Source organism: Achromobacter sp. GW823-FHT04E03 (assembly GCF_058796095.1).
Genome location: NZ_JBXAIJ010000003.1, coordinates 254,568 through 276,677, shown reverse-complemented (window position 1 = coordinate 276,677; position 22,110 = coordinate 254,568). Strand labels below are relative to the sequence as shown.

Annotated in this window: 20 protein-coding genes and 3 tRNA genes; 12 read left to right on the top strand and 11 right to left on the bottom strand. The window is 65.7% G+C overall.

Going from position 1 to position 22,110, the window contains the following annotated elements; translation table 11 throughout:
- Positions 1-8: 8 nt before the first annotated feature.
- The 5 genes from paaE to paaK all read left to right on the top strand — a co-directional run bounded on the left by paaE (position 9) and on the right by paaK (position 5,511).
- Positions 9-1,097 (top strand): 1,2-phenylacetyl-CoA epoxidase subunit PaaE, encoded by a 1,089-nt coding sequence (paaE, locus tag AC1RHV_RS20900; RefSeq protein ID WP_054450969.1) that lies wholly within the window; start codon positions 9-11, stop codon positions 1,095-1,097.
- 48 nt (positions 1,098-1,145) lie between these two features.
- Positions 1,146-2,810, top strand: a complete 1,665-nt coding sequence (gene paaN / locus AC1RHV_RS20895; RefSeq protein ID WP_054450970.1) for a phenylacetic acid degradation protein PaaN — start codon at positions 1,146-1,148, stop codon at positions 2,808-2,810.
- Positions 2,811-2,824: 14 nt separating this feature from the next.
- Positions 2,825-3,613 carry a 2-(1,2-epoxy-1,2-dihydrophenyl)acetyl-CoA isomerase PaaG gene (gene paaG, locus AC1RHV_RS20890; RefSeq protein WP_119450887.1) on the top strand — a complete coding sequence of 263 codons (789 nt, stop codon included), beginning with the start codon at positions 2,825-2,827 and terminating at the stop codon, positions 3,611-3,613.
- Between the two features lie 2 nt (positions 3,614-3,615).
- Entirely contained in the window at positions 3,616-4,086 is a 471-nt protein-coding gene (gene paaI / locus AC1RHV_RS20885) for a hydroxyphenylacetyl-CoA thioesterase PaaI (protein ID WP_054450972.1), read from the top strand.
- Between the two features lie 111 nt (positions 4,087-4,197).
- Complete coding sequence (gene paaK, locus AC1RHV_RS20880; RefSeq protein ID WP_054450973.1) at positions 4,198-5,511, top strand: phenylacetate--CoA ligase PaaK; 1,314 nt, start codon at positions 4,198-4,200, stop codon at positions 5,509-5,511.
- A 32-nt stretch (positions 5,512-5,543) separates the two neighbouring features.
- Here the strand turns inward: paaK and AC1RHV_RS20875 are convergent, their stop codons facing one another.
- The 6 genes from AC1RHV_RS20875 to radC form a co-directional block, all read right to left on the bottom strand.
- Entirely contained in the window at positions 5,544-6,944 is a 1,401-nt protein-coding gene (locus tag AC1RHV_RS20875) for an MATE family efflux transporter (protein WP_119450886.1), read from the bottom strand.
- Positions 6,941-8,671 (bottom strand): ArnT family glycosyltransferase, encoded by a 1,731-nt coding sequence (locus tag AC1RHV_RS20870; RefSeq protein WP_054450975.1) that lies wholly within the window; start codon positions 8,669-8,671, stop codon positions 6,941-6,943. The genes AC1RHV_RS20875 and AC1RHV_RS20870 overlap by 4 nt, the downstream gene beginning before the upstream one ends.
- 123 nt (positions 8,672-8,794) lie before the next feature.
- The gene (locus tag AC1RHV_RS20865) at positions 8,795-9,061 is read right to left on the bottom strand and encodes a type B 50S ribosomal protein L31 (protein ID WP_054450976.1); all 267 of its coding nucleotides are present in this window, start codon (positions 9,059-9,061) and stop codon (positions 8,795-8,797) included.
- Positions 9,062-9,320: 259 nt separating this feature from the next.
- Complete coding sequence (gene kynA, locus AC1RHV_RS20860) at positions 9,321-10,169, bottom strand: tryptophan 2,3-dioxygenase (protein ID WP_054450977.1); 849 nt, start codon at positions 10,167-10,169, stop codon at positions 9,321-9,323.
- 179 nt (positions 10,170-10,348) lie between these two features.
- A complete protein-coding gene (kynB, locus tag AC1RHV_RS20855) occupies positions 10,349-10,975 on the bottom strand; it encodes an arylformamidase (protein WP_054450978.1) in 627 nt (208 codons plus the stop codon).
- Positions 10,976-11,057: 82 nt separating this feature from the next.
- Positions 11,058-11,735, bottom strand: coding sequence for a RadC family protein (radC, locus tag AC1RHV_RS20850; protein WP_054450979.1), 678 nt, complete (start codon positions 11,733-11,735; stop codon positions 11,058-11,060).
- Between the two features lie 50 nt (positions 11,736-11,785).
- Between radC and AC1RHV_RS20845 the strand changes: the two genes are divergently transcribed.
- Genes AC1RHV_RS20845 through maiA form a run of 3 tightly spaced genes read left to right on the top strand, consistent with a single transcriptional unit; the run spans position 11,786 to position 13,939 of the window.
- A complete protein-coding gene (locus AC1RHV_RS20845; protein WP_492301888.1) occupies positions 11,786-12,262 on the top strand; it encodes an FKBP-type peptidyl-prolyl cis-trans isomerase in 477 nt (158 codons plus the stop codon).
- Positions 12,262-13,239: a 4-hydroxy-3-methylbut-2-enyl diphosphate reductase gene (gene ispH, locus AC1RHV_RS20840; protein ID WP_125473831.1), complete on the top strand. Its 978-nt coding sequence runs from the start codon at positions 12,262-12,264 to the stop codon at positions 13,237-13,239. Before AC1RHV_RS20845 ends, ispH begins: the two co-directional genes overlap by 1 nt.
- A 55-nt stretch (positions 13,240-13,294) precedes the next feature.
- Entirely contained in the window at positions 13,295-13,939 is a 645-nt protein-coding gene (gene maiA / locus AC1RHV_RS20835) for a maleylacetoacetate isomerase (protein WP_054450982.1), read from the top strand.
- A 23-nt stretch (positions 13,940-13,962) separates the two neighbouring features.
- Here maiA and AC1RHV_RS20830 read toward each other — a convergent pair whose 3' ends face one another.
- From AC1RHV_RS20830 to AC1RHV_RS20815, 4 genes are all read right to left on the bottom strand, one after another.
- Positions 13,963-15,405 (bottom strand): DegQ family serine endoprotease, encoded by a 1,443-nt coding sequence (locus AC1RHV_RS20830; protein ID WP_054450983.1) that lies wholly within the window; start codon positions 15,403-15,405, stop codon positions 13,963-13,965.
- Between the two features lie 64 nt (positions 15,406-15,469).
- Complete coding sequence (locus AC1RHV_RS20825; protein WP_119450883.1) at positions 15,470-16,798, bottom strand: ATP-binding protein; 1,329 nt, start codon at positions 16,796-16,798, stop codon at positions 15,470-15,472.
- On the bottom strand, positions 16,795-17,454 hold the full coding sequence (locus AC1RHV_RS20820) for a response regulator (protein ID WP_054450985.1): 660 nt from the start codon (positions 17,452-17,454) through the stop codon (positions 16,795-16,797). Before AC1RHV_RS20820 ends, AC1RHV_RS20825 begins: the two co-directional genes overlap by 4 nt.
- A gap of 130 nt (positions 17,455-17,584) precedes the next feature.
- A tRNA-Thr gene (locus tag AC1RHV_RS20815) sits at positions 17,585-17,660 on the bottom strand.
- Between the two features lie 208 nt (positions 17,661-17,868).
- Between AC1RHV_RS20815 and AC1RHV_RS20810 the strand changes: the two genes are divergently transcribed.
- The 3 genes from AC1RHV_RS20810 (at position 17,869) to AC1RHV_RS20800 (ending at position 20,048) form a co-directional block, all read left to right on the top strand.
- Positions 17,869-17,944, top strand: a tRNA-Asn gene (locus AC1RHV_RS20810).
- A gap of 78 nt (positions 17,945-18,022) precedes the next feature.
- Positions 18,023-19,021, top strand: a complete 999-nt coding sequence (locus tag AC1RHV_RS20805) for a CobW family GTP-binding protein (protein WP_492301885.1) — start codon at positions 18,023-18,025, stop codon at positions 19,019-19,021.
- A gap of 121 nt (positions 19,022-19,142) precedes the next feature.
- Positions 19,143-20,048, top strand: coding sequence for a LysR family transcriptional regulator (locus AC1RHV_RS20800; RefSeq protein WP_119450881.1), 906 nt, complete (start codon positions 19,143-19,145; stop codon positions 20,046-20,048).
- Positions 20,049-20,700: 652 nt separating this feature from the next.
- Here the strand turns inward: AC1RHV_RS20800 and AC1RHV_RS20795 are convergent.
- Positions 20,701-20,777, bottom strand: a tRNA-Met gene (locus AC1RHV_RS20795).
- A 62-nt stretch (positions 20,778-20,839) separates the two neighbouring features.
- Between AC1RHV_RS20795 and scpB the strand changes: the two genes are divergently transcribed.
- Positions 20,840-22,084, top strand: a complete 1,245-nt coding sequence (scpB, locus tag AC1RHV_RS20790) for an SMC-Scp complex subunit ScpB (protein WP_492301883.1) — start codon at positions 20,840-20,842, stop codon at positions 22,082-22,084.
- The last annotated feature ends 26 nt before the right edge of the window (positions 22,085-22,110 follow it).

Below are 22,110 nucleotides of genomic sequence, written 5' to 3'. Positions count from 1 at the left end.
GTTTCGCAATGAGCCAGAACCAATTCCATTCCTTGACGGTGGCTTCGGTGGCGCGCAACACGCGCGACGCCGTGGTCGTGACCTTCGACCTGCCCGAGACGCTGGCGCAAGAGTTCGCCTTCCTGCCGGGCCAGTACCTGACGCTGCGCACCGAGCTCAACGGCCAGGAACAGCGCCGCTCCTATTCCATCTGTTCCGCGCCCCACGACAAGCTGCTGCGCGTGGCCATCAAGAAGGTGGACGAGGGCGTTTTCTCGAGCTGGGCCAACCATGAACTGCAGCCCGGCCAGACCCTGGAAGTCATGGCGCCGGCCGGCAACTTCACCGTCGATTTTTCCCCCGAGAACAAGCGCCACTATGTGGCGTTTGCCGTAGGCAGCGGCATCACGCCGGTGTTCTCCCTGGTCAAGACCGCGCTGTCGACCGAGCCCGACAGCAAGTTCACGCTGTTCTTCGGCAACCGCGCTTCGTCCGCGGTGCTGTTCCGCGAAGAGATCGAGGACCTGAAGAACCTCTATATGGAGCGTTTCTCGCTGGTCTACATCATGAGCCGCGAGACCCAGGACATCGAACTCTTCAACGGCCGCCTGGACGGCGACAAGGTCGACCAGCTGATGTCGGCCTGGATGAGCCCCGAGGATATCGATTACGCTTTTGTCTGTGGTCCGCAGACCATGACCGAAAGCGTGGTCGAGCGGCTGCAGGCCCGCGGCATTCCGAAGTCGAACATCAAGTTCGAACTCTTCGGCGCGCCCAAGGGGCCGCGCGCATTGCGCACCGGCCAGGACGCCCGCCAGGCGCCCGGCAAGGGCCAGTGCGAGGTGACCGTGGTGCAGGACGGCCACAGCCGTATGTTCGTGATTGAAAAGAATAAAGACAGCGTGCTGGATTCGGCGCTGGCGCAAGGTATCGAACTGCCGTATTCGTGCAAGGGCGGGGTGTGTTCCACCTGCCGCTGCAAGGTCATCGAAGGCGAGGTGGACATGGACGCCAACTTCGCCCTGGAAGACTACGAAGTGGCGCGCGGATTCATCCTGAGCTGCCAGAGCTTTCCGGTCAGCGACCGCCTGGTCATCGACTTCGACCAGGAAACCTGACCCGGCCCGCGCCAGGCAGATAAAACCATATCCATTTGGAGAGACGCAGTGTCCCAACAATTCTTCGAACGCCATCAGCCCCTGCTGGAACAAGCCATGGCCGCCGCCTCCCTGCGCGGCTACTGGAGCCCCTTTGCCGAGTCGCCCAGCCCCCGCAACTATGGCGAAACCGCCAACGACGACGGCCGCGCGGCTTTTGAAGCGCTGCAAGGCAAGCCTTTCCCGCTGAACCTGCACGACGCCGACGGTACCGTCGGCGGCGAAAAATCGCCGTTCGGCTTCGACTTGGGCATCACCTATCCGCACGTGCCCGCCGACAAGCTGATCGCCGCCTCCAAGCGCGCGCTGGAAGACTGGCGCCGCGCCGGCCCGCGCGCCTGGGTGGGCGTGTCGCTGGAAATCCTGGCGCGCCTGAACAAGCGCAGCTTCGAGATCGCCTACGCGGTCCAGCACACCACCGGCCAGGGCTTCATGATGGCCTTCCAGGCCGGCGGCCCGCACGCGCAGGACCGCGGCTTCGAAGCCGTGACCTACGCCTGGCAGGAAATGTCGCGCATCCCCGGCGTGGCCGTCTGGGAAAAGCCGCAAGGCAAGAATGACCCGATCCGCATGGAAAAGCAGTTCACCGTGGTGCCGCGAGGCGTGGCGCTGGTGATCGGCTGCTCCACCTTCCCGACCTGGAACGGCTACCCCGGCCTGTTCGCCAGCCTGGCTACCGGCAACACCGTCATCGTCAAGCCGCACCCCGGCGCGATCCTGCCCCTGGCCATCACCGTGAAGGTGGCGCGCGAAGTTCTGCAGGAAGCGGGCTTCGACCCGGACGTCGTCCTGCTGGCCGCGCACGCTGCCGGCGATGACACCGCGCAGAAGCTGGCGCTGGACCCGGCGGTCAAGATCGTCGACTTCACCGGCAGCACTGCCAACGGCGACTGGCTGGAGAACAACGCCCGCCAGGCGCTGGTCTACACCGAGAAGGCCGGCGTCAACCAGGTCATCATCGATTCCACCGACGACCTCAAGGGCGTGGCCCGCAACCTGGCGTTCTCGCTGGCCCTGTACTCGGGCCAGATGTGCACCGCGCCGCAGAACATCTACGTGCCGCGCGACGGCATCCAGACGCCGGAAGGCCGCGTCAGCTTCGACGAGGTCGCTGCTGCCCTGGGCGCCGCGGTCGAGAAGGTCGGCGCCGATGCGGCCAAGGCCGTCGAGCTGACCGGCGCGATCCAGAACGAAGGCATCGTCGAGCGCATCGAGAAGGCCCGCGCGCTGGGCCTGCCGGTGGTGGCCGACAGCAAGGCGCTGACGCACCCGCAGTTCGAGAACGCCCGCGTCCGCACGCCGCTGCTGCTGCGCACGGAAGCTGGCAACGCCGCCATCAGCCAGGAATGGTTCGGCCCGATCGCCTTCGTGGTGGCTACCGATTCCACCACCCACAGCATCCAGCTGGCGCGTGACAGCGTCATCAAGCATGGCGCGTTGTCGCTGTCGGCCTACACCACCAGTGACGCCGTCGCCGACCAGGTGCAGGACGCGGCTGAAGTCTCGGGCGTGTCGCTGTCGCTGAACCTGACGGGCGGCGTGTTCGTCAACCAGACCGCCGCTTTCAGCGACTTCCACGGCACCGGCGCCAACCCGGCCGCCAACGCTGCGCTGTCGGATTCGGCCTTCGTGTCCAACCGCTTCCGCGTGGTGCAAACCCGCCGTCATGTCTGAACGGGGGCGATGACATGAGCTACCAGGATATCCAATTCGACCTGTCCGGCGGCATCGCGCGCCTGACGCTGAACCGTCCCGACAAGCTGAACAGCTTCACCGCCAACATGCACGGCGAAGTGGCCGACGCGTTGACGCGCGTGGAGACCGAGGGCGCGCGTGTGCTGCTGCTGACGGGAGCCGGCCGCGGCTTCTGCGCCGGCCAGGACCTGAGCGAGCGCAAGCCCGCCGCCGACGGCACGCCGCCCGACCTCGGCGAAACCGTCGACAAGTTCTACGGGCCGCTGGTGCGCCGAGTCAACGCCTTGCCCATGCCCGTCGTGGTGGGCGTGAACGGCGTTGCGGCCGGCGCAGGCGCCAACCTGGCGTTTGCGGGCGACATCGTCATCGCCAAGGCTTCGGCAACGTTCATCCAGTCGTTCTGCCGCCTCGGGCTGATCCCCGACACGGGCGGCACCTTTGTGCTGCCGCGTCTGGTCGGCCGTGCCCGCGCCATGGGACTGGCCATGCTGGGCGACAAGCTCAGCGCCAAGCAGGCCGAAGAGTGGGGCCTGATCTGGCAATGCGTGGCGGACGAGGAATTCGATGCCACGCTGGAACGCCTGGCGCAGCACTTCGCCAAGGCGCCGACCAAGGGCCTGGCGTACACCAAGCGGGCCATGCAGGCCAGCCTGGGCAATGACCTGTCCACGCAGCTGGACCTTGAGCGCGACATGATGCGCGAACTCGGCCGCAGCGCAGACTACGCGGAAGGCGTGGCCGCCTTCCTCGGCAAGCGCGAACCGCAATTCAAGGGGCAATAAGAATGAACGCACACGTTCCCGCGGTCGAAGTGCCGGCCGATCCCCAGGAGCTGGCGCAGGCCGTCGGCACCGTCATGTTTGCGGGCGATGCGGCCTCGCAGGGCCTGGACATGAAAGTCGAGGAAATGGCGCCGGGCTACGCGCGGCTGACCATGCGCGTGCGCGCCGACATGCTGAACGGCCACAAGACCTGCCACGGCGGATTCATCTTCGCCCTGGCGGACAGCGCCTTCGCCTTTTCGTGCAATTCGCGCAACGTCAGCACCGTGGCCTCGGGCTGCACCATCGACTATCTGGCCCCGGGCTTCGAAGGCGATCTGCTGACTGCCGTGGCGCAGGAGCGTTCGCTGGCCGGCCGCACCGGCGTCTATGACGTCACCGTCACCAACCAGGAAGGACGCAACGTGGCGCTGTTCCGCGGCCGTTCCTACCGCATCAAGGGCCAGATCGTCGGCGTCCCCGCGGACGCTTGAGGCAGCCAGCCAACCAAAGCTATACGGCCGCGGGCCGCGCCGCGAGCGGGCAGGGCATATGCCCGCCGCGATCCGGCCCCGCGCAGAGAGAATTTCAGGAGAGAGATAACCATGTCCAACACCATGAGCAAGCCGGGGCTGGACCCCATCGAGCATGCCAGCCAGGATGAGCTGCGCGCGCTGCAGCTCGAGCGCCTGAAGTGGTCGCTCAAGCATGCCTACGACAATGTGCCGCACTACAAGAAGGCTTTCGATGAAGCCGGCGTGCATCCCGACGATCTGAAGCAGCTGTCCGATATCTCGAAGTTCCCCTTCACCACGAAGAAGGAACTGCGCGAGAACTATCCTTTCGGCATGTTCGCCGTGCCGCGCGAGCGCATCTCGCGCATCCACGCCTCCAGCGGCACCACCGGCAAGCCGACGGTCGTGGGCTACACCAAGGGCGACCTGGACAACTGGGCCAACCTGGTGGCGCGCTCGATCCGCGCGGCGGGCGGCAAGCCCGGCGACACGGTGCACGTGGCCTACGGCTACGGCCTGTTCACGGGCGGCCTGGGCGCGCATTACGGCGCGGAACGCCTGGGCTGCACGGTCATCCCGATGTCGGGCGGACAGACCGAAAAGCAGGTGCAGTTGATCAACGATTTCCGTCCGGACATCATCATGGTCACGCCCTCCTACTTCTGCAATATTCTGGAGGAACAGCGCCGCCAGGGGATTGATCCGCGTCAAAGTTCGCTGCGCATCGGCATCTTCGGCGCCGAACCCTGGACCGGGCAGATGCGCGCCGACATCGAGGCCGAAGCCGGCATCGACGCCGTGGACATCTACGGCCTGTCCGAAGTGATGGGGCCTGGCGTTGCCAGCGAATGCGTCGAGACCAAGGACGGTCCGGTGGTCTGGGAAGACCATTTCTACGCGGAAATCATCAATCCCGACACGGGCGAGCCCGTGGCCGACGGCGAGCCGGGCGAACTGGTGTTCACCTCGCTGACCAAGGAAGCGATGCCCATCATCCGCTACCGCACCCGCGACCTGACGCGCCTGCTGCCGCCCACCGCGCGCAGCATGCGGCGCATCGGCAAGATCACTGGCCGCAGCGACGATATGCTGATCGTGCGCGGCGTGAACATGTTCCCGACCCAGGTCGAGGAACTGGTCCTGAAGATCGCCCAGCTGGCGCCGCATTACCAGTTGGTGCTGTCGCGCACCGGCAATATGGACGAGCTGGAAATCCTGACCGAACTGCGCGCCGAATTTTCCACCCTGTCGGATGCCGAGCGCGCAAACCTGGGCAAGCAGCTCCAGCATGCCGTGAAGACGCACATCGGCGTGAGCGCGCGCATCCAGGTGTCGGATTCCGGGCACGTGGAACGCACGCTGACCGGAAAGGCTCGCCGCGTGATCGACAAGCGGCCGAAATAAGGTCCAAAAAAAGCAGCCGCAAGGCTGCTTTTTTACTTGATCGTCCCGCGCACGATGCGCCGGTACCAATAGTGCAGCAAGGCCGCCGACAGTCCCAGGCCGACCATGGCCATCAGCCACATGCTGCCCGCGCCCTGGGGGGAGCCAGGGACCAGGATGGCGCGCACGCCGTCCAGGCCGCCGCGGCCCGGGCCGAAACCGAACCACCAGCCGCCGACCAGGCCCACGCCCGCCAGCGCCACCACCTGCAGCAGCAGCGGCACCACCGCGACCTTGTAGGCGCGCAGCAGGTAGGAGTTGATGCACTGCATCGAGTCGAACAGGTGGAACAGGGGCAGGACGGCCAGCAGCGTGGTCGCCACCGCGGCCACCTCCGGATTGTCGGTATAGGCGGCCAGGATCAGCGGACGGCCGGCCAGCAGCACCGCCGCCGTCAGCAGGGCGCCCAGGATGCCCAGCGTCAGGCCGGCCATGCCGGTGCGATGCGCATGGGCGAGGTTGCCCGCGCCGATGGCCTGCGCGGTCAGGGCTGCCGTGGCGACGCCCAGCGCCATGGGCATCATGTAGCAGAGCGCGGCCAGGTTGGACATGATCTGATGGCCGCCGGTCACGTAAGTGCCTTCGCGCGCCACCAGCAGGGCCATGAAAGTGAAGGCCGACACTTCGACCAGGTAGGAACCGCCCATGGGGATGCCCAGGCGCAGCAGTTCCTTGAGCGTCTTCCAGTCGGGCTTGCCGACGTGCAGCTTGAAGCGGCGGTAGTAGCGGTCGTGGGTGATGACCCACAAGCCGAGGCCCAGGCTCATCCACGACACCACGGCGGTGGCCAGTCCGGCGCCGGTGGCGCCCATGGCGGGCAATCCCAGCTTGCCGTAGATGAACAGCCAGTTGAAGAAGGCCTTGAAGACTATGGCTGTCAGGTTGATCGCCATGACCAGCTTGGGCCGCGAAACCGACGTGCCCAGCGCGTAGATGGTGCGGAACACCAGCGCGGCGGGCAGGGCCAGCACCAGGGCCTGCAGATACGAGCCGATGCGTTCGCGCACGCCGGGAGCGACCTCGCCGGACATGGACAGCCACATGTTGGGGAACAGCATCAGCACGGCGCCCACCACGGACAATCCCAGCGCCAGCCAGACGCCCTGGCCCCAACTGCGGCCGACCTCAAGATTGTTGCCTGCGCCGAAGTGCTGGGCCAGGATGGGGATCAGGGCGTGCACCACGCCCATCAGTCCGACGAAAATGGTGATGTAGATCGACGCGGACAGCGCCATTGCCGCCAGGTCGGCGGCGCTGGAATGGCCGGTCATGGCGGTGTCGAGCACGCCGAAGGAGATGCCGGCCCATTGGCTGACCAGCACCGGCCAGGCCTGCCTGGCGATGCCGCGCAGGGTGGCGCCGAAACTCATCGGCGCGGCGGGCGCGGGCGTCATCGGGGGGCGCCGACTCGGAGCAGGCGGAAGACTTCCTGGCGGTCGGCGCGCCGGCCGCCTTGCCACAGCACCTCGGCGCCGTCGCTGTAGGCGGCGGTGTTGTCCCGCAAGCTCTGGTTGCTGGTCTGCTGCAGCACCAGCGTGCACTTGGAGTCGAACGTGAACGTGAGGTTATTGAAGATCAGGAACGAGGCGCGCTGCCCGCTGCCCAGGCTAAGCCCGCGCACGCACTCGCCGGGGCGCACGTTCTGCTGCAGTGCCTGGGCCAACTGGCCCGACACGGTGCGGTAGCTGCGGGCGTAGTCCACGGCGGGTTGCCACAGCAGCACCAGCAGGATCCAGGTCACCGTCAGGCCGCCGGCCGACAGTACCGTGCCGCGCCACAGCGCCTGCGGCCGCACCCGCAGCCGCCACACCACCAGCGCGATCCAGCCCACGGTGAAACCCACGGCCAGCGCGAACGCGACCCAGGAGATCTCGGGTTGGTAGCCGGTGGTCTGGCGGGCGATATTGCGGGAAATCTGCGCCGGCCAACCGAAGTGCAGGGCAACCCAGCCCAGCCAGACCGTGATGGCCGTCAGCGAAAAGCACATGACGGCGAACCAGTCCAGCGTGTTGACCACGCCGCGGCGCAGCGTGGGCAGCGAGAACGCGCCCAGCACCGCGCAGGGCACGGCCAGCAGCACGTACTCGGAATCCGAGGCTTCTTCCAGGCCGAACAGCACGACCGCCGAGCACACCAGCAGGACCAGCGGCAGCCAGATGTGCGGCGCGTAGAGCCAGGCGCGCCAGCGCCAGATGGCCAGCAGGGCCAGCGGCCAGGTCGGCCACAGGTACCAGGGCAGGTCGCGCAGGGTGCGCCCGATGTCATGCCAGGGCGGCACGGCGAAGGACGACAGGTTCCAGGTCTTCCAGTTGCGGATCCAGTATTCGCTGCTGTGGCTGGCGGGTATCCACCAAGCCAGAATCAGGACGGCGGCCAGCAGCGCGGCCCACGGCAGCCAGCGCCGGCATTTCCACAGTCGGCTGCGGGGGTAGAACGCCAGGGCCGCGCCCACCATGATGGGGATGGCGCCGACCCAGCCGCGGGTCAGGAAACTGGCCGCCAGTGCGATGCCCAGGGTGGTGCTGCCGGTGAATGGCCGGTCTATGCTGCGCGCCAGCGAATAGAAGGCAAGCGCCTGCCAAGCCATGATGGCGGGCACCACGGTGGTTTCGTGGGTGCGCTGCAGGATGCCGACCGTGGCCAGCAGCAACAACAGCGCGGCGTCCGCCAGCATGCGTCCGTAGTCGCGCGGTTCGGGTTCGCCGCCGAAGGGCAGGGCCAGCGGTTGCGCCTCGGCGCGGCGGCCCAGCAGATAGGTGCCGTACCAGACGCTGGTGGCGGTGATGCCGAACCACAGCAGATTGGGCAGGCGGCCGGCGGTGATGTCGCCGATGTAGGGGCCGAACAGCCAGATGCAGATCGCGCCCACCCAGGTGATCAGGGGGCCTTCCTCGGCGTGCGCCAGGTGTCCCACCTGCGGCAGCAACCAGGTGATGCCGCCTTCGCGGATCGCCGTGATCATGGTCGCCAGCCCCACGGCATCGTCTGTTTTCCACGGGTCGCGCATGAACAGGCCGGCCACGATATAGGCCAGCGACAAGCCCAGCAGAATCAGTCTGGGCAGTTTCGCGGTAGCCACGGACGTGAGCCGGGCTGGAGTGGAAATGGAAAGTGGGGACACGGGCGTTAATGTAACCGAGTGGTCTGGTTGCGCTAGTACCCAGCGTCAGAATCGGACGGCCAGGGAGAAAAAAAAGCAGCCCGGAGGCTGCCTTTTCGCTGCGGCTCCCGGGGGAGCGACAGATCAGGAAGCGGACTTGACCGTGCCTGCGGTGCGGGCGAAGCGGGCGCGGAACTTTTCCACGCGGCCGGTTTCGACGATGCGCGTCTGGGCGCCCGTGTAGAACGGATGCGATTCGGAGGTCACGTCGCACTTGAAGAGCGGGTACGTCTTGCCATCCAGTTCGATGCTTTCGCGCGTCTGGACGGTCGAACGGGTGATGAACTTGTTGCCCGTTTGCAGGTCGGCGAAGACGACTTCGCGGTATTCGGGGTGAATGCCTTCTTTCATGGTGCTTTCCTAGGGCTCTGTCGAGCCTTGCAAGTTGTTAGGGTCGCCAGCCGGGTGTCCGGTGTCCCGCCTGCCTGGCGAACCCGCCGATATGCGGATCGGGTTTGCCCAGCGGCCGGATACTCGTTGACTGCTCCAGCCACGTATCCAAAAAGTAACCCCAAATTCTAGCATGGGAATTTTGGCCAGGCCAAGAGGAAAGGAGGCCCCGCTCAGGGGCTTCCCTTGGCCAAAAATTGGGGCCAGATAAATTCGGCGCTTAAAGATCCGTGCGCAGCTTCCAGATCTCGGGGAACAGCACCACTTCCAGCATGCGCCGCAGGTAGTCCACGCCCGACGTGCCCCCGGTGCCGCGCTTGAAGCCGATGACCCGTTCGACCGTCGTGACGTGGCGGAAGCGCCACAGGCGGAACGCGTCTTCCAGGTCGGTCAGCTTTTCTCCCAACTGGTACAGGTCCCAGTAGCGGTCGGGCTGGCGGTAGACCGTCAGCCAGGCAGCTTCCACGCCAGCCGACGATTGGTAGGGCTGGGTCCAGTCGCGTTCGAGGTGATCGGCCGGCACGTCCAGGCCGTGGCGCGCCAGCAGCCGCAGCGCCTCGTCGTACAGCGACGGGGCTTCGTAGGCGCTGCGCACCTGGGCCAGCAGGTCCTCGCGGTGCGCATGCGGCTTTAGCATGGCCGCGTTCTTGTTGCCGAGCAGGAATTCGACCTGGCGGTACTGATAACTCTGGAATCCGCTGGAACGCGCCAGATAGGGACGCAGCGCCGAATACTCGGGCGGCGTCATGGTCGCCAGCACGTCCCAGGCATGGACCAGCTGTTCCATGATCTTGCTGACGCGGGCCAGCATCTTGAAGGCGGGCTGCAAGCGGTCGGCTGCCACATTGGCGATGGCGGCGCGCAGTTCGTGCAGCATCAGCTTCATCCAGAGTTCGCTGGTCTGGTGCTGGATGATGAAGAGCATCTCGTTGTGCTCGGGCGACAGCGGATGCTGCGCGCCCAGCAGTTCGTCCAGATGCAGGTAATCGCCATAGGTCATGTCGCGCGTGAAATCCAGCTGCGCTTTTTCCTGGCGGACGATGTCTTCGGGGCGTTCGGAGTGGCTCATGCGCGGCCTCCCTTGCAGGGCGGGGCGGCGCGGCGCGCCGAGGCGGGCAGGGCGCGCCACGAGGGCGCGTGGGGGCGGGCGCAGGCAAGCGCCGCATGCAAATCGGAATGGTCTTTCATGGTCGTGCTTCCAGAACCGGCGGCCGACTTCGGATCGGCCGCCATGGCCAGCGGACCAGCCTACAGTTCGCGCAGGACGGCGCGAACCGGGCTGGCATCGGCCTGGACCAGCGCCAACGGCAGTGCGATCAACTCGTAATCGCCTTCCGGCACATCGTCGAGCACCAGGTTCTCCAGTACCCGCATGTCGTGCCGCAAGATCGTGTGGTGGCTGTCCAGGGTCTTGCTGGACGCGGGGTCGATGCTGGCCGTATCCAGGCCGATCAGCATGACGCCGCGTTCGGCCAGCCATTCGATGGTCTGGGGCGCGTAGGCGGAGAAATCGTCGGTCCACCAGTCCTGCGCGGCATGCTTGGCGGTGCGGACCAGCACGCGCGGCGGCAGGTTCAGGGCCGCATGGGCCAGGTGGTCCACCGTGATGAGGGGGCCGCAATCGATGGCGTGGATGACGCGACAGGGACCCAGGAATGGTTCCAGTGATACGGCCCCGATGGCTGCGGCGCCGTTCTGGTAGTGCAGGGGAGCGTCAGCGTGCGCGCCGATATGCGGCGACATGGTGATTTCGCTGACATTCACCGGACAGCCGGGCGCAAGCGACCATTTCCATTGCTGGCGGTACGGCGTGTCGCCAGGAAAGACTGGCGATGCGGTGGACACGGGCGGGGAAATGTCCCACAAGCGTTTCATGTCAGGCGGGGGGATCGAGAGATGCGTTAAGCCTAAAGCAATTGCGGGCGCTAGTCTAACGAATTCCGGCGCGGGCCGCAGCCTACAGGCCGCCGAGTTCGGCCATGGACACGACCGTGCCGGCAGCCACGATCAGGTGGTCCACCAGCCGGATGTCCACCAGCGCGAGCGCCTGCTTCAGGTGCTGGGTGAATATGCGGTCCGCGGCGCTGGGCTCGGCCAGGCCGGACGGATGGTTGTGGGCGATGATCAGGGCGGCCGCGTGATGGCGCAGGGCTTCGCGCACGACCTCGCGGGGATAGACCGATGCTTGCGACAGGGTGCCGCGCGCCAGCTCGCCCGTGGCGATCAGGCGCAGGCGGTTGTCCAGGTAGAGCGCAATGCAGTGTTCCACCTGCCGGTGCCCCAGCGCCATCTTGCAATATTGTTTTACCGGCAGCGGGTGATCCAGATTGCTGTTGCGGGCCAGGTCTTCCTCGATGGCGCGGCGGGCCAGTTCCAGCAGGGCGGCCAGCATGCACGCCTTGGAAACCCCCAGGCCGGGAACCGCGGTCAGCTCCTCGGGCGTCGCGCCCAGCAGGCCTCGCAGGCCGCCAAATCGGGTCAGGAGCCGGCTGCCCAGTTCAACCACGTCCAGGCCGGGAATACCGGTGCGCAGGGCGATGGCGAGCAGTTCCGAGTCCTGGAGCGCAGCGGCGCCGTGGCGCAGCAACCGCTCCCTGGGGCGCTCGTGTTTGGGCAGCCGGTCGGACAATTTCATAAGAGGCTCTAAAATCAAGGTTTACTCAATTGCATATACGGTGGCAGATCTTGAGCATCGCCTCTAATGAAGTGAACGTTTTGGTCCGTCCGGATTCCTACCTGACGCTGCACTATCGCATCACGCTGGCCTCGGGCCCGGGCAAGGATTCCGTGTTCGCCGACACCTTCGATGGCCGTCCCGGCACGCTGCAGATGGGCAGCGGCCAATGGGCGCCTGGCCTGGAAGCGGCGCTGGTCGGCCGCGCCGAAGGCGAGCGCTTCAGCGTCACGGTCGAACCCGCCGACGCCTACGGCGAACGCAACCCCGAACTGATCCAGCGCGTCACGCGCACCATGCTGGCCGAGCATGCGGGCGCCGACGCCACCTTCGAACCCGGCGACCTGGTGGAATTCACCGCGCCCAACGGCGGCCGCTATTCGGGCGTCCTGAAGGAAATCAACGACGAATCGGCCCTGTTCGATTTCAACCACCCGCTCGCGGGCATCAGCTTGCGGGTCGACGTGGCGCTCTTGGGAGTCCTCTGATGAGCCAGGTTGTCACCGCCACCGACGCCGAAGTCCTGCTGGCGCAGCCGCGCGGCTTCTGTGCCGGTGTGGATCGCGCCATCGACATCGTCGAGCGCGCGCTTGAATTGCATGGCGCGCCCATCTATGTGCGCCACGAAATCGTCCATAACCGCTACGTGGTGGAAGACCTGCGCGCCAAGGGCGCCATCTTCATCGATGAACTGGACGACGCGCCCGCCGGCGCCATCGTGGTGTTCTCGGCGCACGGCGTGTCCAAGGCGGTGCGGGCCGAAGCCGACGCCCGTGGGCTGCGCGTGTTCGACGCCACCTGCCCGCTGGTCACCAAGGTCCACATCGAGGTGGCCCGCATGCGCGCGGCCGGCCGCGAGATCATCATGATCGGCCACAAGGGCCATCCCGAGGTCGAGGGCACGCTGGGCCAGGCCCAGGGCGGCATGTACCTGGTCGAGACCGTCGAGGACGTCGCCGGCCTGCAGGTCACCGATCCCGAGAACCTGGCCTACGTCACGCAGACCACCCTGTCGGTGGACGACGCGGCGGCCGTGTCGCGGGCGTTGAAAGAACGCTTTCCCAACATCGTCGAGCCCAAGAAAAGCGATATCTGCTACGCCACCCAGAACCGCCAGGACGCGGTCAAGGTGATGGCGCCGGATTGCGACCTGGTGCTGGTGGTGGGCAGTCCCAACAGTTCCAACTCCAACCGGCTGCGCGAAGTGGCCGAGCGCAAGGGCGTCGCGTCCTATCTGATCGACGGTGCGCAATCGATCGATCCGGCCTGGCTGGTGGGCCGCAAGCGCATCGGCGTGACCGCGGGCGCTTCCGCGCCGGAGATCCTGGTGCAGCAGGTGATCGATCGGGTCAAGGAATTGGGCGCGGTGTCGGTACGCACCATGCCCGGCCTGGAAGAGAATGTGGCGTTCCCGCTGCCCAAGGGTCTGTCCCGCAAGTCGGCGCAGACGGAATCGCTGGAATAAGCAGGCGGGCGCCGCGCGCATGCGCGGCGCCGCAACAGAAAATCAAGGAGACTTCATGCAGTTGTACAGCTACTTTCGCAGCTCGGCCGCGTACCGCGTGCGCATCGCCCTCAACCTGAAGGGCTTGCCCTACGAATACCTGCCCGTGCATCTGCTGAAGGACGGCGGCCAGCAACTGTCGGCGGATTATCGCAAGGTGAATCCGACCGCGCTGGTGCCCACGCTGGTCGATGGCGACGCCGTCATCGGCCAATCGCTGGCCATCATCGAATACCTGGAAGAAACGCATCCTGAAGTGCCGTTGCTGCCGGCGGACGCGGTAGGCCGCGCGCGGGTGCGCGACCTGGCGCTGGGCATCGCCTGCGACACGCATCCCCTGAACAACCTGCGCGTGCTGAAGTACCTGAAGCACACCCTGGGCGTGGACGAGGCGGCCAAGACCGCCTGGTACAAGCACTGGGTGCATCAGGGCCTGGAAGCCCTGGAGGCGCAATTGGCCGGTTCTTCCGCCACCGGCCTCTTCTGCCACGGCGATACGCCCACCATTGCCGACCTGTGCCTGGTGCCCCAGGTGGCGAACGCCCAGCGTTTCGACTGCGACCTGTCGGCCATGCCCAACGTCGTGCGCATCGATGCCGCCTGCCGTGCGCTGCCGGCGTTCGACGCGGCCGCGCCGGGCAAGCAGCCCGACGCGGAGTAGCGCCTATCCGTGTGCGGACCGGCTCAGCCGATCTGCACCGGCACGAAGATCTTGTCTTCGCCGCGCTGTACCAGCAGGGCGACCGTCTTGCCCGCCTTGGACAGCGCGTCCTTCACCTGAGCGACGTTGCGCACCGGTACGCCGTTCAGCGACAGCAGCACATCTCCCGGTTCGATCCCGGCCTTGGCGGCCGGTCCGATCGAACGTTCGATCAGCAGCCCCTCGGCGCCAGCCGCCTGCTGCTCCTGCGGGCTCAGCGGACGCAGTGCCAGGCCGAGCTGGCCGCGCTGAACCTCCTGGTCGCCAGCCGAGGCCTGCGTCTTGTCCTTGGGCACGCCGCCCAGGGTGGCGACCAGCTCCTTCTGCGAGCCGTTGCGCCAGACGTCCAGCTTGATCTTTTCGCCCGGAGTCGCCAGCGTGATGGTGGAGGCCAGGTCGCCCGAGGACACGATGGTCTTGCCGTCGATCTTGCGCACCACGTCGCCAGGCTGCAGGCCGGCCTTGTCGGCGGCGCTGCCTTTCTCCACGCTGGAAACCAGCGCGCCCGAGGGGGTATCCAGCTTGAAGGAGTTGGCCAGGTCCTGGTTCACTTCCTGCACCGTCACGCCCAGCCTGGCGTGCTGCACCTTGCCGTGTTCGAGGATCTGGTCCTTGATCTTGTAGGCCACGTCGATCGGGATCGAGAACGACAGGCCCTGGAATCCGCCGGTGCGGCTGTAGATCTGCGAATTGATGCCCACGACTTCGCCGCGGTCGTTGAACAGCGGGCCGCCCGAGTTGCCGGGGTTGACCGCCACGTCCGTCTGGATGAAGGGCACCGAGGTGTCGTCGGGCAGCGACCGGCCCTTGGCGCTGACGATGCCGGCGGTGGCCGTGTTCTCCAGGCCGTAGGGCGAGCCGATGGCCAGCACCCATTCGCCCACCTGCAGCTGGTTGACGTCACCCACCTTCACCACCGGCAGGTTCTTGGCGTCGATCTTGAGGACGGCCACGTCGGTTTGCGGATCCGAGCCCAGCACGCGGGCCTTGTATTCGCGGCGGTCGGTCAGCTTGACCGTGACTTCCTTGGCGTCCTGCACCACGTGCGCATTGGTCAGGATGATGCCGTCGGCGCTGACGATGAAGCCGGAGCCTTCGCCGCGCATGGGCACTTCACGCGCGGGCCGCTGGCCGCGCGCGCCGGGAATCTGGCCGAAGAATTGGGCGAACGGATCGCCTTCGTCGGCGGACACCTTGCGGGTGCCGCTGACGCTGATGTTCACCACGGCCGGACCGAAGTCGCGCGTGATCTGCGCAAAGTTGGGCGGGCTGGACGTGCCCGGCGCCTGGAAGGAGGAAGCGATGGCCGGCGCGGTGGCCGCCATCGAAACGCCGCCGGTGAAGGCGGTTGCGCCCGCGCCGCCTATGGCGCCGGCTGCCAGCAGCGCCAGCACCAGGCGCGAGGGTTTCATTTGGGTGGTCTTCATGTCGGCTCCTGCGTTCATGTTGAAGGACATGGCGCTATCTTCGGGCCTGACACTTAGGCGAGTCTTAAGTCGGAAAAACCACCTTCACGCGCAGGCCTGCGCCCACCGGCGTGTCCTGCAGTTCTATGGTGGCGCCGTGCTGGTCGGCGATGCTGCGCGCGATCGCCAGCCCCAGGCCGCTGCCGTGCTGCGAATTGCCTTCGACGCGGTAGAAACGGTCGAACACGCGCTCGCGCTCGTCCGGCGCAATGCCGGGGCCCTCGTCGTCGATCAGCAGGGTCGTCTCGCCGGGAGCCTGTTCCAGATGGAGGTGGACGCGCTTGCCGGCGGGCGTGTACTTGATTGCGTTGTCCAGCAGGTTGCGTGCCAGCAGCGTCAGCGCGTCGCGATGTCCCTGCACCGATGCTTGCGGCGCGCCGTCCAGGTCGATGCTGATCGATTTCGCGTTGGCCTGGGGCAGCATTTCAGAGAGCGCCTGGCGCAGCACGTCGGCCAGGTCCACGGTTTCGGCGGGTGCCTGTCCGGCCGCGCTTTCATGGCGCGCCATGGATAGCAGCTGTTCGACCAGGCGTGTCGCGCGGTCGATGCCGGCTGCCAGCCGCTGTTCGGCCAGCCGGCGCGCATCCGTGTCGCCCGCGCGTTGCAGGGCCTGCAATTGCAGGCGTAGCGCAGTCAGGGGCGAACGCAGTTCGTGCGCCGCATCGCCGACGAACTGCTTTTGCTGCGCGAAGGCGCCGCGCATGCGCTCCAGCAGCAGGTTCAGTTCCAGCACCAGCGGCCGGATCTCGTCGGGCAGGCCCTCCACGCTGACGGGTGACAGATCTTCCGGCTGGCGCGCCGCAACCTGGGCGCGCGCCCGCTTCACAGGCCGTAGCGACCAGCTGACCACGCACCAGACGATCAGCATGAGCAGGGGAGCGGCGGCGGCGATGGGGGCGATGGTGCGCAGCGCCAGCGCGCGCGCCATGCTGGTGCGCACGGTCATGTCCTGCGCCACCTGGATGACCTGGAAGGGCGTGGCCAGCGAATATACGCGGTAGGTGCTGCCCTCCATCTTCGCGTCGGAGAAGCCGAGGACGATCTGGTCCGGCAGCGGCCGGCGGGATCGGGAATTGAAGACGCGCACGCCGTCGGGCGTCCAGATCTGGATGATCAGGTCGTCCGCCACGGGCGAACCCGCGCCGCGCGCGTGCGCCGGACCTGTGCTGAGCAGTCCGTCGCCGGTGCCCAGCGACAGGGCGGTGCGCTGCAGTAGCGAGTCGAAGATATCGTCGGCCTGCGCCAAAGTGCTGCGGTAAGCGATGGCGCCTTGCACCAGCGCGCCGACCACGATGGCGGCCAACAGGAAGAAAAGCAGCCTGGCTCTCAGTGAGTAGCTAAGCGGAATGCTCATGTTTTGGGGATGACATAGCCGACGCCTCTGACGTTCTGGATCAGGTTCGGACCCAGCTTCTTGCGCAGGCCATGAATATAAACCTCAACAGCGTTGCTGCTGATGCCGTCTTTCCAGCTGTACAGCTTTTCTTCCAGCTGGGCGCGCGAAAAAATCATGCCCGGGCGAGCGATCAGCGGTTCGAGCACCGCCCATTCGCGCGCGGTCAGCGTGACCGGAGCGCCGTCCACCATGGCGGCGTGCGACTGGGGATCGATGGTGATGCCCTCATGCTCGAACACCGGTTCCGCGCGGCCTGCGCTGCGGCGGATCAGGGCGCGCATGCGGGCCAGCAATTCATCCACGTCGTAGGGTTTGACCACATAGTCGTCGGCGCCGGCGTCCAGTCCCGCGATCCGGTCGCTCACGGCATCGCGGGCGGTGGCTATCAGCACCGGCGTGCGGTCCTTGCGCGTGCGCAGGTCGCGTAGGAGCGACAGGCCGTCGCGCTTGGGCAGCCCCAGATCCAGAAGTATGAGGTCGTACGTATCGGTGCGCAGCGCGAGCTCCGCGGCATTGCCGTCCTTGACCCAGTCTACGGCGTAGTGTTCGGCGCGCAGGCAGTCCAGCACGCTCTCGCCTATCATGAGGTCATCTTCGACTAGAAGGATGCGCATGGTCGTGTCCGCCAGGATGGTCCAGCAGATTGGATGCGTGGCGGCGGACGGGAGTTCCCGGGTAAGGGTTCGGCGCGCGAACCGGCGCGGAAATGAAAAAAGCAGCCCGAGCGGGCTGCTTTTTGGAATCTGGTGCCGGCAATAGGAGTCGAACCTACGACCTTCGCATTACGAATGCGCTGCTCTACCAACTGAGCTATGCCGGCAAGACCATTTGCTCCGCTCCTGTAAGAGCCGCAAGCAAAACATCTTCGTTTTTTCCGGTCCGTCACCCTGTTTATGGGGTCCGATCTGGAAAGACCGAGATCATATCAGAGTTTTTTTGCGATGGGAAACCAAGCGGGCCAAACAGGCGAAAAAATCAGCGATTTGCACACTTCAAATTTTTAGTTCATAATCTCGTTTCTTAGCAGTTCCCCGATAGCTCAGTCGGTAGAGCGACGGACTGTTAATCCGCAGGTCGCTGGTTCGAGCCCAGCTCGGGGAGCCAAAGAATTCAGGGCCATTCACGCAAGTGAATGGCCCTTTTGGTTTTCTCCATCAGGGCGGCGAGCATGGAAGATCGGGTATGGACGACAAACGCATAGGCGTGACGGTGATTTCCGGCTTCCTGGGTAGCGGCAAGACGTCGCTGCTCAATCGCCTGCTGAGGGATCCGGCATACGCTGACGCTGTCGTCATCGTCAATGAGTACGGTGAGATCGGTGTGGACCATCACCTGGTGCGCCAGGCCCGCGACAACATTGTCCTGGTTGAAGGCGGCTGCCTGTGTTGCGTCGTCAGCGGCGCGGTAGTCGACGCTTTACGCGAATTATTCATGTTGGCGCTCAGCCGCAAGATCAAGCCCTTTCGTCGCGTGGTCATCGAAACCAGCGGATTAGCCGATCCCGCGCCCATCCTGTTCACCCTCAAACACGACCGTTTCCTCGCCGAGCGCTATGCGTACCGGGGCGCGATCGTCCTGGCGGACGCCCGCAATGGGTTGGACCAATTGGAGCGGCAGCCCGAAGCCCCGCGGCAACTGGCCCTGGCGGATGTCGTGGTGTTCAGCAAGCCGGACCTGGCGGACGCCGCGAGTCTGGATCTTCTGGATCAGGCCGTCGCCGCCATTAATCCGGGGGCGCAGCGCTGCGTGCAATGGCCTGATGCGCCGCTTGCGGATCCGCTGCGCGCGGGTCTCGACCTGCGGGCCAGGCGCGATGGCGTGACCCTTGCGAATTGGTTGCGGCCCTTCGCGCAGTCGAGAGCCGCCGTTCATGGGGATGTGGGCAGTTTCTCGCTGGTATTGGCTGCTCCTGTCGGACGGGCGGCGTTTCTTGCGGGCATGTCGCGGGTTCTGGAACGCTATGGGCAGGGCTTGCTGCGCATGAAGGGGCTGGTGTGCTTTGAGGGTGAGGCGCTGCCGTGCGAGGTGCATGGCGTGCATGGCGAGCTCTATCCGATCAATCAGCTGGAGCAGTGGCCGGACGAGGGGCGGGCGTCACGGCTGGTCTGCATCCTGCGGGGGTTGGATGTCAATGAGGTTCGTGCCGCCTTGGGCGTTGCGCTCGGGCGGCCGGCTCCTTGATCGTCTGCGTCTGAGCGTCTGGTCCGGTCAGGGCTTGCGGGTGGCCGTCTCGATTATGGTGTCGATGTTGCGCCGAAATACGGTATAACCGGAGCGGTCTGGTGCAAGAATCGAGACAATCATGGATCGTTTGAAAGCCATGCAGGTATTCGTGGAAGTCGCTGACAGGGGCAGCCTGTCGGCGGCGGCGATCCATCTGGACATGTCGCGCGCCATGGTGTCGCGCTATCTCGCGGAAATGGAGCAGTGGGTGGGGGTGCGCCTGCTGCACCGCACGACGCGGCGCCTGAGCCTGACGCCGGCCGGCGCCGAAACGCTGCCGCGCTGCCGCCAGATGCTGGACATGGTGGGAGACCTGCGCAATGCGGTATCGACCCCGGACGACACGCCCCGCGGGCTGCTGCGCATTACCACCAGCATGTCGTTTGGCTCCCGTCATCTGGCCAGCGCCATTACCGACTACGTCAAGCTGCATCCGGGCACCTCGGTTGACCTGATGCTGGTCGACCGCGCCGTCAATCTGGTGGAAGAGCGCGTGGATCTGGCGGTGCGTATCACCAATGACCTGGATCCCAACCTGATCGCCCGCAAGCTGGCGGTCTGTCGTTCGGTGGTGTGCGCCTCGCCCGAGTACCTGCAGCGCGAAGGCGTGCCGGCGCGCATCGAGGACCTGTCCTTGCGCAACTGTCTGACTCATTCGTATTTCGGCAAGAGCCTGTGGCGCTTCGAGCGCGACGGCGAGCCGGTGGATGTGCCGGTCAGTGGCAATATCAGCGCGAACGAGGTGTCGGTGTTGTCGCGCGCGGCGCTGGAGGGCGCGGGTATTGCGATGCTGCCGACCTACTATGCCGCGGACTACATCGCATCGGGCCGCCTGCGGGCCATCCTGACGCAAAGCAAGCCGCAGGAGCTGGGTATTTATGGTGTTTATGTCTCGCGCCGCCAGATGCCTCTGATCTTGAGGTCCATGCTGGATTTTCTGGTGGACCGCCTGGAATCCACGCCGTGGGACAAGCCTGCTCCGTAGTTTTTGCGCCGCGCAAGGCGCTGTGCGGGCTTGAGGGTGGGGTATATGGCGGTATAATGAAACAACTGCTTGAATATGTTGGACGCGGCGGGCGGATGCCGGCCTTGTCTGGTTAGAAAACATCCAAGAATCGTGGTTGCGGCTTATGTGGGCCGCGGGCATTGCGGAACTGGTTTTTCGCGTGCGCCAGGGGAAACGTATCGGGTTTGTGGGTTGTGGCGGTCTGTCCGTGGCGCCCGAACCTTGATGATTCAGGTCCTTGATATCGATTGCCGCGGGAAGGCGGCGCCGGGTTGCCGGCGTGCTCCGCGGGCTGGCTGGCGATTTGTGCCGGCTTTTCCAGAATTTGCTTGAGTGTTTGCTGCGCGGGGCGCGGCAGGCATCCCGCTCAATCCCGATTGGCGCGGTCGTTTCGGCACATGTCCGGGGTATCTCTATCCGGGGCGCATGGCGGTAAACACAGGAATCCAGTGAGAACTACGCAAACCCATGCAGTCTGTTGCTGGCGAGCCGCCGAGGCTGCCGGTGCGGCGGCGGGTGCCTGTGCTGCCGTGCTGCGCACGTCGGTGCAGCCGGGTTTGCTGGATCTGCGGATTTTTTCCGCCGCCGCAAATGAAAAAGGCCCGGCGAAATCGCCAGGCCTGAATCAATTTGGTTGCGGGGGCAGGATTTGAACCTACGACCTTCGGGTTATGAGCCCGACGAGCTGCCAGACTGCTCCACCCCGCGTCTGAGAAATGAATAGTAGCCTTATTTTCAACCTAGCGCAAGTTAGCCCTTTTTGAATTTGAATGTCGATGAACGATAGCGAGGCAATACTCGTGTTGGAAACCGCGCTGCTATGCGCGGCGCAGCCGATGCAACTGTCCGATATGCGCAAGCTGTTCGGGGACGATGAACAATTCGACAACAGCGCATTGCGCACGCTTCTGGAAACGTTGCAGGCCAATTGGGCCGATGGCGGGCTGGAGCTGGTGCAGTTGGCCACCGGATGGCGCTTTCAGAGCCGCCCGCGCATGCAGCGCTACCTTGAGCGCCTCAATCCGGAAAAGCCGCCCAAGTATTCGCGCGCCGTGATGGAAACGCTGGCCATCGTGGCCTGGCGCCAGCCGGTGACGCGGGGCGACATCGAGGATATTCGCGGCGTCACCGTGTCTTCGCAGATCGTGAAGGCGCTGGAGGACCGCGGTTGGATCGAGGTCATCGGCCACCGCGACGCGCCGGGCCGTCCGGCGCTGTTCGGCACGACGCGCCAGTTTCTCGATGACCTGGGCCTGCGCGCCCTGGATGAATTGCCGGCGCTGGAATCCGCGCAGGCCGCGGCCGCGCTCGCCGGGCTGGATCTGGGTGAAGTGCAGCAGGTGCTGGGCGGCGAAGCGCCCGCCACCGAGGATGCGCCCACCGATGATGCCGAAGCTGCCGGTCAAGCGGTTGCCGAGGCTGCGGAGGGCGTCGAGGGTGAGGCGAGCGCCGAGGGCGGGGTTGGCGGCGAAGCCGAGGCTCGTCCTGGCGGCGAACCTGCGGCTACGGCAGGCGAGGGTGAGGCGTCCGAAGTCAGTATTCCGGTTGCGGAATTGTCTGTTTCGGAACAGGATGTACCCATCGCTCCCGTCGATAGCGTAGAATCCATGCTTTCGCGCACAGAAGAAGGCGCGGATCCCGCCGACGAATCCACCGTCCGGGAGCAAGCCGAAGGCTTGTCCAATACGTCAGCCACGTCCGGTTTTCCCGACGATGCGGCTGACAACGACATTTCCGATATGGCCGCCGATGCCCCAGAAGCCGGCGCTGCAAAGGAAAGCGTCGAGAACGCAAAACACGCGGAACCGACCGACCCGATTGACGAGACCGATACCGCGGCGCCTGACGCCGCCGGGCATGAGCCCGCTTCCGGTCTTGCCGATCCTGTTCGGCCTGGCCCGGATGCCGCCTCTCCGGAATCGGACGAGGCAGGCGTCGAGCGGCCCGAGGCCGATCGACAGCCGGCGTCCCCAGATGATGACGAGCCTGCCGCAGGCAGGCCCACCCAAGTTTGAAATTCGGAGCTGTCCCAGTGACAACG